The sequence below is a fragment of the Exiguobacterium sp. E17S genome, from assembly GCF_057772545.1.
In genome coordinates, this window is sequence record NZ_JBYLRU010000001.1 from 1,741,658 (window position 1) to 1,755,221 (window position 13,564).

General features: G+C 46.3%; 13 protein-coding genes. 1 reads left to right on the forward strand and 12 read right to left on the reverse strand.

What is annotated here, in order from left to right:
• Nucleotides 1–9: 9 nt before the first annotated feature.
• The 9 genes from AC3B4V_RS08925 to AC3B4V_RS08965 form a co-directional block, all read right to left on the reverse strand.
• Nucleotides 10–705, reverse strand: coding sequence for a hypothetical protein (locus AC3B4V_RS08925; RefSeq protein WP_488378186.1), 696 nt, complete (start codon nucleotides 703–705; stop codon nucleotides 10–12).
• A gap of 15 nt (nucleotides 706–720) precedes the next feature.
• Nucleotides 721–1,422, reverse strand: a complete 702-nt coding sequence (locus AC3B4V_RS08930) for a hypothetical protein (RefSeq protein WP_488378187.1) — start codon at nucleotides 1,420–1,422, stop codon at nucleotides 721–723.
• Nucleotides 1,419–2,141, reverse strand: coding sequence for a hypothetical protein (locus AC3B4V_RS08935; RefSeq protein ID WP_488378188.1), 723 nt, complete (start codon nucleotides 2,139–2,141; stop codon nucleotides 1,419–1,421). The genes AC3B4V_RS08930 and AC3B4V_RS08935 overlap by 4 nt, the downstream gene beginning before the upstream one ends.
• Nucleotides 2,142–2,185: 44 nt before the next feature.
• A complete protein-coding gene (locus AC3B4V_RS08940) occupies nucleotides 2,186–2,869 on the reverse strand; it encodes a hypothetical protein (protein WP_488378189.1) in 684 nt (227 codons plus the stop codon).
• A 17-nt stretch (nucleotides 2,870–2,886) separates the two neighbouring features.
• Nucleotides 2,887–3,591 carry a S8 family peptidase gene (locus AC3B4V_RS08945; RefSeq protein ID WP_488378190.1) on the reverse strand — a complete coding sequence of 235 codons (705 nt, stop codon included), beginning with the start codon at nucleotides 3,589–3,591 and terminating at the stop codon, nucleotides 2,887–2,889.
• The gene (locus AC3B4V_RS08950; protein WP_488378191.1) at nucleotides 3,477–4,445 is read right to left on the reverse strand and encodes a hypothetical protein; all 969 of its coding nucleotides are present in this window, start codon (nucleotides 4,443–4,445) and stop codon (nucleotides 3,477–3,479) included. The genes AC3B4V_RS08945 and AC3B4V_RS08950 overlap by 115 nt, the downstream gene beginning before the upstream one ends.
• A 136-nt stretch (nucleotides 4,446–4,581) precedes the next feature.
• Nucleotides 4,582–6,156 carry a S8 family peptidase gene (locus AC3B4V_RS08955; RefSeq protein WP_488378192.1) on the reverse strand — a complete coding sequence of 525 codons (1,575 nt, stop codon included), beginning with the start codon at nucleotides 6,154–6,156 and terminating at the stop codon, nucleotides 4,582–4,584.
• Between the two features lie 127 nt (nucleotides 6,157–6,283).
• Nucleotides 6,284–9,583 carry a hypothetical protein gene (locus AC3B4V_RS08960; protein WP_488378193.1) on the reverse strand — a complete coding sequence of 1,100 codons (3,300 nt, stop codon included), beginning with the start codon at nucleotides 9,581–9,583 and terminating at the stop codon, nucleotides 6,284–6,286.
• Between the two features lie 498 nt (nucleotides 9,584–10,081).
• Nucleotides 10,082–10,492: a hypothetical protein gene (locus tag AC3B4V_RS08965; protein ID WP_488378194.1), complete on the reverse strand. Its 411-nt coding sequence runs from the start codon at nucleotides 10,490–10,492 to the stop codon at nucleotides 10,082–10,084.
• Between the two features lie 163 nt (nucleotides 10,493–10,655).
• On the opposite strand from AC3B4V_RS08965, the gene AC3B4V_RS08970 reads away from it, so the two are divergent.
• Entirely contained in the window at nucleotides 10,656–10,907 is a 252-nt protein-coding gene (locus AC3B4V_RS08970) for a hypothetical protein (RefSeq protein WP_230088487.1), read from the forward strand.
• 69 nt (nucleotides 10,908–10,976) lie between these two features.
• On the opposite strand, the gene AC3B4V_RS08975 is transcribed toward AC3B4V_RS08970, so the two are convergent.
• The 3 genes from AC3B4V_RS08975 to AC3B4V_RS08985 all read right to left on the reverse strand — a co-directional run bounded on the left by AC3B4V_RS08975 (nucleotide 10,977) and on the right by AC3B4V_RS08985 (nucleotide 13,532).
• Nucleotides 10,977–11,402, reverse strand: a complete 426-nt coding sequence (locus AC3B4V_RS08975; protein ID WP_029342712.1) for a helix-turn-helix domain-containing protein — start codon at nucleotides 11,400–11,402, stop codon at nucleotides 10,977–10,979.
• Between the two features lie 111 nt (nucleotides 11,403–11,513).
• Nucleotides 11,514–13,082, reverse strand: a complete 1,569-nt coding sequence (locus AC3B4V_RS08980) for an SdrD B-like domain-containing protein (RefSeq protein WP_488378195.1) — start codon at nucleotides 13,080–13,082, stop codon at nucleotides 11,514–11,516.
• Between the two features lie 135 nt (nucleotides 13,083–13,217).
• The gene (locus AC3B4V_RS08985) at nucleotides 13,218–13,532 is read right to left on the reverse strand and encodes a four-helix bundle copper-binding protein (RefSeq protein ID WP_488378196.1); all 315 of its coding nucleotides are present in this window, start codon (nucleotides 13,530–13,532) and stop codon (nucleotides 13,218–13,220) included.
• Between the last annotated feature and the right edge of the window lie 32 nt (nucleotides 13,533–13,564).

The following is a 13,564-nucleotide window of genomic DNA, read 5'->3' on the forward strand; positions in this document are numbered from 1 at the left end:
GTCCCCCTTTTAGAATGTCGCTGTCTCGTGATCCACAACGACGTACGTTTTCTTTTTCGCATCATAGGCCAAATCAACATAAATCCGTGATTTCGTTGATTTTTGGAAAACATAAAGCTTTCCTTTATGCGTCTCGATCTTATACTCTTTGATTTCCTTTGTACTGAAGACGCTCCGCGCATCTCCCTCACTTAGTCCAGCCCATTCACCAAGACCTGAACCCGAGAGCACACCATCCAGCTGTTTCTCCGTCATTCCTGTCTTGATCTTAGCGCCTGCGTTTAACTTCCGTGTACTCTCGCGATATTCGGAATACGTCTTACGTCCTGTTTCAATATTTTTCGAGACGAGACGATAGACTGAATCGTTCTTTTTCGTCATGAAGCCGAGCGATGTTTCAGTAGGTGGGATTTTTGCTTTCGGATCATAGATTTCGTAATAGATTTGTTTACGATGGTCTGCTGTGAATTGGAGAGCTTCTTTCATCTTCAATACTTGTGAACCGCTTTTCGTCGTTAATTGTTTTTTGTAGTCTTTGCCGTATAAGACTTTTGCGACTTGCTCCATCGTCATACCCGCTTTAAGTGCTGTGTATTGATTTGTCGCTGTTGTCTCGACTTTCGTTGCCGCCGATGCCGTTCCACTAAAGAGTGTTGATCCCGCGATGATTGTCGCCACTGTGATTTTCATGAAGGTCGTGTTCATACTTTACTCTCCTTTTTAATACTGACTATGATCTTCGACACGATACGCTTTCTTTTTCGTGTCATAGATGAAAAAGATGTATTGCCATTTGTTTGTCGCTGTCGGAAAAACGTATGATTTCGTATGAATGATCGTTACTTTTCCTGCTTTGACTTCTTTTTTTCGAAGGACGGATGTCGTATCGACGTGACCGAGTGTCCCGAATTCCCCGAGCCCTTTCCCTGTCAATAATCGATCAACTTGTTGTTCCGTCATCCCGTTCTTGATTTTCGCACCCTTGATCAGTTTGCGATCACTCGTCCGGAATCCGGCTGCTGTGTCACGCTTGAACTCCATTTGTTTCATCGTCAGCCGGTACTTTGTCCCACCTGTTTCCGTCATGAACATCAGGACACCGATTGCTGATGGGAATTCCACTTTTCGATTCACAAGATCATAGAGAAGGACGTTCCGATCCCATTCCTCCATCTCGATTTCTGTGTTCAATCGTAAGACTTGTGAACCGTTTTTTATCTTCAGTTGCTTTTTATACGTCTTGCCGTAGAGGACTTTGGCGACTTGCTCTACCGTCATCCCCGGTTTTAAAGCACGATATTGTTTTGTCGCGATCGTCTCAGCTTTTGTTGCAGCTCCCGCCGTTACTGGATTGAGGCAAACTATTGCGATCAGTACCATGAGAAGCCATCGTTTGACGTTCCACTTCTGCATCCATTTCACTCACTTTCTGTTGCACGTGCTTTAGTTTTTTTCTTAATCGTCCGAATATTACTGACCTGATAGGTTCTTTTTTGTTCGTTATACGTCAGTTCGATATGTTTCCACTTGTTTGTCGTCGATTTAAAGACATATTCTTTGATCCGAGACACTTCAGCAAACCCACGTTTTTGTTCGTCCAGCGTATAAGCAGACGCTGTATCCATATGACCGAGCATCGTCCAGTTGCCAAGACCCTTCCCCGTCAATTTTGCATCTAGCTCTTTTTCCGTCATCCCGTTCTGAAGCGCGGCACCTTTGACGAGCGATCGTGTACTTTCGCGATACCCCGTCTTCGTCTTCCGTTCGATGAACAAGCCTTTCGCCACTAAGCGATACTTCGTACTCTTCTGTTTCGTCATGAATTGTAAGACCAGTTCAGTCGGGGGATGTGTTGTTGTCGAATCGGAGAGGACATGGATTAATTGCTTATGTCCTTCTTCATCCCCTTCGAAGTTGATTGGAAGTTTAAGAACAGTCGATCCGTTTCTTTTCTTCAGGTGTTTCTGATACGACTTGCCATACAGGACTTGCGCGACTTGTTGCATCGTCATTCCATTTTTCAAGCCCTTGTACTGTGACGTCGCAAGCGTTTCTGCTTTTGTTGCTGCAGATACTGTTCCTGGAACAAACAGACCAAGCAACAGTACTAAACAGAGTGACCCTATCATGATGCGTTTCATATCTGTTTCCTACTCTCCTCGATGACTCCATGAATCATCCTTATTCATTTTTCGTATTTCAATGAAATCCCGATTTCTGTATCCACTTCATATCGCTTTTTCTGCTTGTTATAGGACAAGGTGACGACCTGCATCTTTTTCGAATGTGGTCGATGGAATTGATAGATTTTGTAGCGCCCCGTTTTCATCGGACTTTCTTTGATGACGGACGAAACGTTCCAACTCCAATACATCGACACCTGTCCGAGCTTTTTGCCGGACACCAGTTGGTCGAGTTGTTTCTCCGTTATCCCGTGGCGTAATGACGCTGACTTCATGAGTGTCCGGCTATTTTCATACAACCCGTTTTCCGTATCGGCTTGGTAGTACAGCGCTTTTTGTGTCAGATAATATGTCTTCTGGTGCTGTTTCGTACTAAATTCAAGAAACGTTGTCGTTGGAAGGTTTTTGGAGGGGCGATCAAGTACGTATCCAAGGGACCGATACCCTTGTTCGTTATCAGTCGTTCCCGGTTTTTTCGTAAAGATGACGCTACCATTTTGCTTCTTGATGTATTTCCGGTACTCTATTCCGTATATTGTCTTCGCGACTTCCGTTAGCGTCATACCGAACTTGAGTGCTTTGTACTCTTGTTTGATTTGCAGTGCTTCTTTTGATGCTGCTTGTCCTTCGAGTGTCCCGCTTACACAGAGAACACCAATCAGGAAGACACATAGGATACGTTTCATCGTTTAACCTACTTTCCTTATTTCACGAGCTGAACGGCACGATCGGCATTCAAGCGACCGTATCCGTACGTCGTGTCACGGCCTTTTTTCCCGAGGTCCTTTGCTGACTTCCGAAGAATCGATTCGACGTCCGTCACTTTGATACTTGGCTTTAAGCTATAGAGGACACTCGCGACCCCTGCGACATGCGGTGTTGCCATCGATGTGCCGCTCCAGAAGATCGATTCGCCGTCTTGCAAATAACTCGCGATATCTTGCCCCGGTGCAACGAGATCGAGTCCTTCGCCATAGTTCGAGAACGATGCTCGTTTATCGAATCGGTTCGTCGCCCCGACCGAAAAGGCATATTTCGAGCGTGCCGGATAGGACAGTTTCGATGCGCCTTCGTTACCGGTTGCTGCTACGACGAAGATTCCTTTCTTACGCGCTTCCGCTAAGGCATCTTCAATCGCTAGCGAGACACCACCACCGCCAAGGCTCAAGTTGATGACTTTTGCTTTTTGTTTTACGGCAAACAAAATGCCTTTGGCGATATTCGAGTTCGACGCATAGTTATTGCGCGAGATGACCTTGATCGGAATGATGCTTGCTCGATCGTTGATTCCTGTCATTCCGTAACCATTGTTTGATGTTGCAGCGATGACACCGGCGACGTGTGTCCCGTGCCCGTGATCGTCATAAGCAAGCTGACGTTTATGAACAAAATCATATCCGAGATCCATCCGGACGCGTCGGCGAAATCCGCATACGTCGGATTGATGCCCGTATCGACGACCGCCACACGAACGGTCGAGCGTGACTTGTTGGCAATCCGCTTGACCATCGCTTGATAACCGATGTCCGCTCCTTTAACGCCTCCGCGTTGTCCCGTATTTTTCAGCGCCCACTGGACGGACTGGAACGGATCGATACTGAGTAACTTCATCGGTTGATCGAGTTCGACGTACCGGACGCCCTTCGTTTTTTCAAGTTGGCGTTTGGCTGCCATCGCTTGGATGAAGCTTTTGTAGGAGAACTTTTCAATACGTAACGTACTGTCAATCGTTTCATGATCAGTAGCCCGTGACGTCTGTGATAACGTATTCGCTTCCGTCGCCCCGTTCAGACGAACAACAAGACTCGTCGCTTGTCCGGTTGTCGTTGATTTTGTCGCGTATTCGCGAATGGGTTCAAGGCGTTCGAGTTTATAGGGAATCGTAAACGCTTTATTCTTCGTTCCCGTTACTTCAATGTATTGTCGTCCACTCCATGTCAGCGGGAAAAAGAGTGTCTTTTTACTATTTGCATACCGCGCATATGGATCTTTTTGTTTGTATTCCGTCTGCGACGTATAAACGGTCGCTTTTTTGGAAGTGTCAAAGGCGAACTTCAAGTGTGTTCCACCTGACAGATACGTCTTCGTATCAAAATAGAATAAGGCTTTCCCGCTCGCATCAAACGTTCCTTTGATGTAGCCTTTTTTCGTTTTCGCTTCGATGGCTGGCACTTTTTTCGCCGTTGTTGCAGCTTCTGTCGTATCCCATGTATATGTACCAAATGCACTCACGAGGAGAGCACTGACGATGACCTTTTTCATTTGATTTCACTCCTTATCGTTGTATCCTTTTTCATTATAATGGAAAAAATTGATTTTCCTAGTTCTTTTTACCTCTATCAATCAATGAATTGACTGAAAAAAAGAAGCCCTGTTCGCACAGGACTTCTTGACTGCATTAAGGCAACAGTTTGACGGCGTTGTCGGCATTCAAACGACCGGCACCATAACTCGTATCATAGCCTTTTTTACCGAGATCCTTCGCTGATTTCTTGAGGATGCTTTCCACACTGCTCGCCTTCAAAGACGGCTTCAGACTGATCATAAGACTCGCGACACCTGCGACGTGTGGCGTCGCCATCGAAGTCCCACTTCCATATAACAACTCTCCATCTGCGAGATAGCTTGGGATCGAGACGCCTGGAGCGACGAGGTCTAGGCCCGTTCCGTAGTTCGAGAACGACGCTTTCGTATCTTTTCGTCCGGTTGCACCGACCGACAAGACATATTTCGAACGGGCCGGATACGCGACCGTTCCGCGTCCTTCGTTTCCGGAAGCGGCGACGATCAGGATGTTCTTCTTGACTGCCGCTGCTAATGCCGACTCGATCGATTTCGAAGAAGAACTACCGCCGAGACTCATGTTGATGACTCGGGCGCCTTGTTTCGTCGCATGCTGGATACCTTTGACGAGTCCCGAGACCGAACCAGCCCCTGACTCATCGAGCACCTTAATTGGAATCAACGTCGTCATCGGATTGATACCGGTCATCCCGTACGTATTATTTCCTCCCGCCGCAATGATTCCGGCGACGTGTGAACCGTGTCCGTTGTCATCCCAGGCTGTCTTATCGCCATTGATGAAATCATAGCCGAGATCCATCCGGACTTTACCCGCGAAGTCGGCATACGTCGGATTAATGCCGGAGTCGAGGACCGCGACTTTCGTTGCAGACAGATTCTTGCCTTTAATGCGTTTTTGCATAGCGACGAAGCCGATGTCTGCTCCTTTCAGTCCCTTCTTTTGTCCCGTGTTCTGCAAGGACCATTGATGTTTTTGATAGGCGTCGACACCGAAGGCTTGGATCGGTGCGTCAAACTCCGCGAACGCAACACTATTCGATCGCTCGAACTTTTTCTTCGCTGCTTCAGCGTCAGCATAGGAATCATAGACGAGTCGTTCGATGCGGAGCTCAGACGCTAGTGATTCGACTTTTGAGGCACCGAACGATTGTGCCCGCATTGCACCATGACGTGTCTGCACGAGTAACGCCGGTTTGACTGCTTTGACGGCAGCTGTCATCGATTCCTCGATTGGTTCGTAACGTGAGATGTAGGCAGGAACAGAATAACGATCGCCCGGATAGCCTTCGAGGACTAAGTACTGTCGTCCGCTCCAACTGAGTGGGAAGTAGAGCGTATCGTCTGTAACTTGGTAGTAGCGGTTGTAGACACGACCTGCTTCCGCGTCAGCTTTACTGGCGAACATCGTTCCGTACGTATCGTAGTCGAGCTCGAACTCGAAGTGCGTTCCTTTCGCAACGAAATCCTTCGCATCAAAATACCATACGGCAAACCCATCCGAGTCAAAGCGACCTGTCAAGGCACTGCCAGCTTGTTTCGAAAACGCTGGAACTTCCTTTGCCTTCATTAGTGTTGCCGGACGAATCGTTTCCTGCTTTTCAAACGCATTGACTGGAAGCGTACTACAGATCAAACCAAGCGCTAAGCTCCCTGCTATCCATGTTCGCATCATTGTTCCTCCCTCTAGGTCTTTCTTACTAATACCCGGATTAGATGGAATTATGTGGAATATAGCGAAACATTGACGTGAATCGAAAAAACCTCCTCCTACCGAAGTAGGAAGAGGTTCGCATTTCTTAGTTTAGTCCGAGAAGAACTGCTTTCTCGTAACCACCAGTCAAGACAGAGTTGTCATACGACTGAAGATCTTTGTTGACGACGATGACGTTCGACAACGTTTTCAGCGTACCAGCCGGGACTTTGATCTTCACGATGTCAAGTCCGTTCGATACGATGTCATCTGAGTCAGCAAGCGAAATCGTTGTTCCGACCGGAAGTGCTTTTCCGTTCAGGACATAATTTGCTGTACTTGTCGCATCGTACATACCAGAGTACTGAACGCCCTCTGTGAATTTGATGCGAATGACATCTTTCTCGTTTTTCTCATTAGCAGTGACCTTAAGGATTTCAAATGGTGATAAGACTGGTGTTGGTGGTGTTTTCATGAGTTTGAAATCATGTGTCGCTGTCGCAACTGTGTTACCGACATCATCCGAAAGTGATTTGACGACGACTTTCCACTCTTCACCGTAACCTTCCATGTCAACAAGCTTTTGTAGATTTTCGTTTGCTGCGACGCGGAAGTTTTTGTCTGTTGTATCCGTGTAATTAAGGACCGAACCATCGATTGTAACGATTTTTCCGTCTTTGTTTTTACCAATGAATTCAACAGTTGTCTTCGGAGGTAAGACTTCACCATCACTATTAATGAGTGGCGTGTTGTACTTATCGAGATCGCGGATTTTAACAGGCTCACTCATCATAACAACGAAATCATTACTTGGCGCTAAGCGATCAATCGTGTTAATCTCAGCACTCTTCAGATCTGGTGAATTAAGAGGAGACCCATCATAGTTCAAATCAAGCACGAGTGCGTCATTCTTCTCTCCATTCGCTTCAGCCTGAATCGCATCTTTCGCGAGCGTGATGCGGAATTTATCGTTGTAATAGTTTTCTTTCGTATTGACGGTATCATAGATTTCCGTCCAGTCCTTCATCAACTCGATGACTGCTTCGCCAGTCTCTTTGTTATACGACGTAACATCGACATATTTGCTGAAGTCTTCATACTTCTTCGTATTTGAGTTGTAACGCTCAAACTTCAATTCATTATCAAGCAACGCTAAGATGTTCGCTTTTTTAAGATTTTTACTGAACATGAGACGGAATTGTTCAGGCGACTCAACTACAACACCAGCTGTCGGTTTAACCGTGTCTGCTGCAACTGTGAAGTCAAGGTTTTGAGTCGTACCGATATTCGTTTCATCAGAAAGCGCTGCATAGTCGTAAATGCTTGATACTTGAAGTGAGTGTTTACCCGCTGCGAAGTAACCTTGTTTTAGACCCGGATAGTTATCTTTTAAAGTGATTTTGACTGTATCGCGGCGATCGACACCCATTTTATTATCAAATCCATAATGGAGGACGTCGAAGTACTTCCCGCCGTACTGACCGTCGATTTTGAAATCAGCTGTAGCAACAGATTCAGAGAATTTCACTTCGAGTTGATTCAACCCTACAGCCTTAACAGAAGTGACTTCAGGCTGACGAGCATCTGTTAACTTGAAGCTTGCTTTTGATTTGACTTCTGTATCCGTGTTGCTCGTGATTTTCGCTGTCAGCTTAACGACTGCATTATCTTGGAGTGGTGTTTCTTTGTCCAAAATCAACTCGAATGCTTTTGGATTCGAAGGAACTGCTTTGACACCGATGACACGTTTTGTTCCCTCAAATTGCTCGATTTGGATGTTGTCGTTTGCGAGATAATCTTCTTCATGAAGACCTTGCATGACTTTATCGAGTCCAAATGATTTAAGAAGAAGTTCACGTGAGACCGCTTTATCAAGGAAGATCGTCACGCGATCTGCTTGGTTCGACTCAGCTGCAAGAACATTGATCATCTCAATTGGAGCAGGCGTCACAGCGATCGTGCTGAATTTGACTTTCGTTTCTCCTGCAATCTTACCGATTAGGTTTTTGTAATCACCAGCTGCTGTTTCAATGATTTCTGCTTTGATGATTGCTTCGATATCTGTGTTACTGAATTCAGACGTCAACAGAACTGTCGCTTTACCGTCTTGAATCGTGACACGATCTTTTGCGAGAGCACCGAATGATGTCGATAATTTCAAGACGATATCATCTGCATTTTTATCCACTTCACCAGTCGCTTTGTTTTTAAGAGCGAATGTCACTTCCGTGTTATCTGCTCCGTTCGCAACGATTGTCGAAGCTTTTGGTGATACTTCAAGCATCCAGATATCTTCAACGCCTTGTGTCATGAAGCTGAGCGAACCGAGATCTTTCGCAACGCCACCCACCATGATACCTTTTGCGTCAACTGAGTAGTCCATACCATACTCGAGTCCTTCAACTTCAAGCAAGGCTGACTTCTTGTCTGGGCTGAGCGTAGCTGATTTGACTGTCGCACCTGCGATTTTGAAGTTGTCTGCTGAGACAGAATCAACAGCACGCGAGAATGAGACTTCGACTTTCTCTTTTCCGATTGCTTTTGCTGAAGCGAGGACCGTGTTTGCGATCGTGAAGTCCATCGGAGATGATTTGACATCGCCGACTTTGACGACGTAGCTGTGTGTTCCTTCTGGAATACCACCTTGCGATGCCATGAACTTCCCTTTCGAGAGCGTTCCTTTTGCGAGGATTGGAGTCGCTGACATGTCTTTGCCTGGGTAGATCAAGAGTTCTGCCATTGCGCCCACTGCTGGGTACATGACGTCTGCTTTGACTGAAAGCATCTGATCATCGACGCTTCCCATGACATTCGAGATGCTCGCTGCCTTGACTTCGTAGTTGATGTAACCTGTTACGACAGAGTTAGCACCTTTGTACGAGTAAGCCAATTTATATTTGCCTGCTTTTGAAGTCGATGGTGTTTTGAGGTTGAACTTACTGATTGGGCGCTTCACGATGATACCTGATTTGTACTGGATGCTAATCGTGCTTGGCAATTGAACTTTTCCACCAACAGCAACCGGCTCGAGGACTGGTTCGAGGACATCAACTGGGTAGTTTTGAAGTTCGACCTTGAGGATCGCTTTCTTCGTCGTACCTGCTACCTTACCGTAAAGGACTTGGTATTTGTTGATGTATTTCTTTTCGAATTTGACAGAACCGCTCCATTTGACTGAGCGCATTTCGTACTTGCCGTTTGAAAGTTTGACTTTGACTTTCGTCGGAAGCGTCAATTTCTTGACTGCGTATTTCGAACCACCAGCGTGTTTCATCAAGATTGGAGAGATGTATTTAACCGAGACCTTCGATGCTGCATCAGCAGCAACCGGTGCTACGACAGACGCCGTGACTGCGAGCGCAGCTGCAGCAGCGTACAATTTGTTCGTTTTCTTCGAATAACCCATGTTTACTATTCCTCCTCTTTTCTAACAAATCAAAAGCGAAAATCCCAATTAGAAATCTACAATATAAGTAAAATATAGAAATATTTTACTTATGACAGTCGAAAAAATTCTTTAGTCGTCTTAGGAGGAATACGTTCTGTTCACGTGCGATTTTTCGTCTATCATCAAGACGATCTAACCGTGAGCCATATGTATCCGATTGGGATGAACTAAAGAAAACTGCCGAAACCGCTTCAAAGAGCCATTTCTATCATAGATTCGTATGTCCTACTGTTTCGTTTTTGAGAATCAGTAGAAACGCTACAGGTCAAATATACAAAACTGGGAAGAACGCTACAATAGATTTTTTGTAAAAAATAGGTGAATAGTAGTAAGATAAAATATATTTACATAGGCTGTGCATGGAAATTAATTTTTGGATTCACCCCTTTAAAGAAAACGCTTACAATTATTATATTTTTGAATAACTTTCGTTTTTCTAAAATATAATTTTGAAGTTCAGGATACAAAATGATCTGCTTTTTCGATTACTCGGAGGAATGATTCCCGGTGCAAGCGATGGACATCATCAGCCCACATTTCAATCTTCTCTCCACGTCGCTTTAATTCAATCGGTAATCCGCGGCCAATCCAATCGAGCTGCCGTTGCAAGACATGACGTTTTCGTCCTTCCTGTCGCTCCGCCTCCGTGAACTGACGCAGGTACTGCAAGACGTAACCGAATCCGAACTCGATTGGAATCCGCAGTTCTGCTCCTTTATCACGGATTCGGATGATCCCGGCTCCATAATGGATGGCTCGAAACAATTCCTCATTGATACGCTGATACCACGTTCCTTGTGTCAGACAGTGTGGCTCCAGTGCCCCTTTTTTTCCACTCGGTAAGACTGCGAAATAATCAATGACCATGTACCTGCTCCTTTTCATTAAGAATAGGTGAGTCCGCGAGGGGCTCACCTATCATGACAGGTCAAACGGTTCGATTGTTCGAAACGGATTTGAATCTTTTCCCATCATTCAACATCGAAAAAGCTTTCCGAATACGCTATACTAAATTACGGGAATGGGAGGAATGCTCGTGGCTATCATTATCTTTTGCCTCGTCTGTCTCATTGCGTATCGGATCCGCAAGCTTCCCGAAGCACTACGGACGATTTTACTCATCCTCGGTTTAATCAGTGGATGGTTCGCGCTCTTTGAGATGATCAGCTTCATCGAAGCTAACCCGTACTTGGCTGCAATCCCGATTGGACTGGGACTTGCTTACTGGTACTGGTACCGTAAAAAGAAACAAGCAAACGACAAAACCCCTTCCGACTCGTGAAGTGGGTTTTTCTTATGGTCGAACGAAAAAAAGCGATGTCTCCTCAATTGGGGACATCGCTTTTCGTGTTCAGGACTGAACTTTCCGTTCGATTGCTGCGATCTTCTCTTCAATCTCAAGCAACTTCAGTTCGTGCTCAAGTTCGAGACGACGTTTTTTGCGTTTTAGACGATCGAGTTCTTCTGCGAGTGACTCGTTCGATGCTTCCGGCTTCGGAGGGGCTTGCTCCATCGATTGACGGAGTGGGTCAAACAAGTTCGATTTCGCAAACTGAGCCGCCTCCGGTCCGAACATATCTTGGATGAGTGGGAGAATCTTGTTCATCGCGGTTCCTGGAATCTGCGACTTCTCATCGACGAGACGTTTCAGCGCCAACTCATCGACGAGATACCCTTTTCCGTCCTGTTCGGCATGCAATTCGCCCGTCCGAATCCAGCGACGGACCGTTTCTTCTGAGACACGTAACAATTCACTGATCTGTTTTGTCGTTAACATCGTCATCCCTCTTTCCTTCTAGTAGTATCTTCACTATACACACATGTGTGCGTGTGTGTCAAAGAATACACACATTAAAAAAGAGACCCTCTGATCGAAGGTCTCTAATCATTATGCTCCCCGACGAACGAGTAACCAAAGACCGACGATGGCAAGTCCTGCTCCCGTTGCTGCGTATGGGAATGGCTTGTCTTCACCTGCTTGTGGTAATGTGCCCGTTGCTGTTGATGTCGTCGACTGTTTCGTCGCAGCATCGACTGCTTTGACTGGTGTTTCTGTCGACGTTGGAGTTGGGTTTGGCGTCGGTTTCGCGACCGGTTCTGCTTTTGCGATTTCTGCGAGCACGATCGAACCGAGGCTACCTTCTTCGATCGTCACACCGGCTTCTGGTGATTTCCGCTCGAAGTACTTCAACAACTCATCAATCATCTCTTGCTCTTCTGGCGATAAGGCGTCTTCGTCACTCGCCAGCAATTTCATTGCTTTCGTTTGCTTAGCGAATGACTCATATTCTTCAAATATCTCTTCTTCCATGTCTTCTAGCAAGGTATCCATGTCAAGATGGTGCATCGCTTTGACCGTATAGCCTTTTGCGACTTCTGTCTTGATCGTGTACGTCCCTGGCTCGAGTTGGATTTCCATCGAATCATCTTTCGCGACTTTTTCCTGATAGATATCTTTTCCTGTGATCGCATCCGTCACCGTATACGTCGCAGGAACCGTTGATTCGTCAAAATCTGGCTTTTGGTTTCCGTTCGCATCAAAGAAGTTAACGACAGCCAACCAATGCTCGAACGCGCCGTCAAGCTCTTCATCGCCGTAAATCCCAGCGTCAATCACTTCCGTCTGACCTGCGACGAGACGGACTTTCTTCATCCCAAAGTCTTCATCGACATCGGAATCGATCGTCCGGTCGCCACCGACGTTTTGCTCGGAATAGAAGTAATAGCCCATGTCATATCCGTCGACTTCGACTTCATATGTTCCTGGTTTTAAATCCTTGAAGCTATATAGACCATTCTTCGTGTAGGCTTCGTCGATGACATCTTCATTCCGGTCCATCAAATAGACGACGACATCATCGAGACGTGTTTCTTTCTCTTGGCGAATGCCATCTTCGTTCTCATCGAACCAGATCGTTCCTTCGATCGTTGCCGTCGTCGGTACCTCGACTGGTGTCGGTATCGCGTCATCACCTGTCTCTGGCTCGTCTGTCGTCGGCTCTTCCTTGACCGGTTCTTCCGTCACAGGCTCTTCCGGTGTCGGTTCGTCTGTCGTCGGTTCATCCGTTGCCGGATCTTCTTTGACCGGTTCTTCTGTTACTGGTGTCTCTGGAGTTGGTTCTTCTGTCTTCGGCTCTTCTGGCGCGACAACCTTACCGAACTGGACAAGAATCGTCCGTTGTCCATCCGCTGAGACGACCTTGACGACAGGTGCCGTCTCTGCCGTGAACGTCACGACCGGTGTCTCTTCGATATTGACGTCTTCACCTGTCACGCCATCTTCAAAGACGAGTGCCGTCTCCGACGTGATATCAACGATTCCTGTGCCTTCAAACGTCAACGTATATGGACCCGTGCCCGTCCCGGTGACGTCCCACTCGACAGTTTCTGCGTAGACCGGTAACTTCAGTCCGAACGCGACGACGAGTGCCATCAAAAGTAAGCTAAGTTTTCTCATGAGTGTATGTATGCTCCTATCGTAATTTAATATTACCTCCCTAAATAGTAAACAAATCCGCCAAAAATAACCAGAAAAAATCTTGAATTCCTGCTATTTTTTTATAATAAAAAAGCCTTGTCGAGAGACAAGGTCTTAGACGAGCTGACTACACGCTTGCGCACATGCCGTACACGCCTTCGCACACGCTTGGCAATGGTCATGATCGTGTTTACTACACTCAGCGGCACAGGCTTCACATATCCCCTGGCATGCCTTTGCAAGAACCGCGACATTCGAGCTGTTTCGAGCGATTGATTGTAGCAAGAGGCTACAGATATCCGCACAATCCCGGTCGAGTCGAATACAATCCGCCATATGTCCAACATGTTCTTCCTTCAGACAGGCATCAAAACAATGATTACAAGCAAGAATACAATCTGTCAGTCGTTGCTGTAACGTGTGATCCATAATAATTCCTCCTTTGTATATGTTTTTTGTAC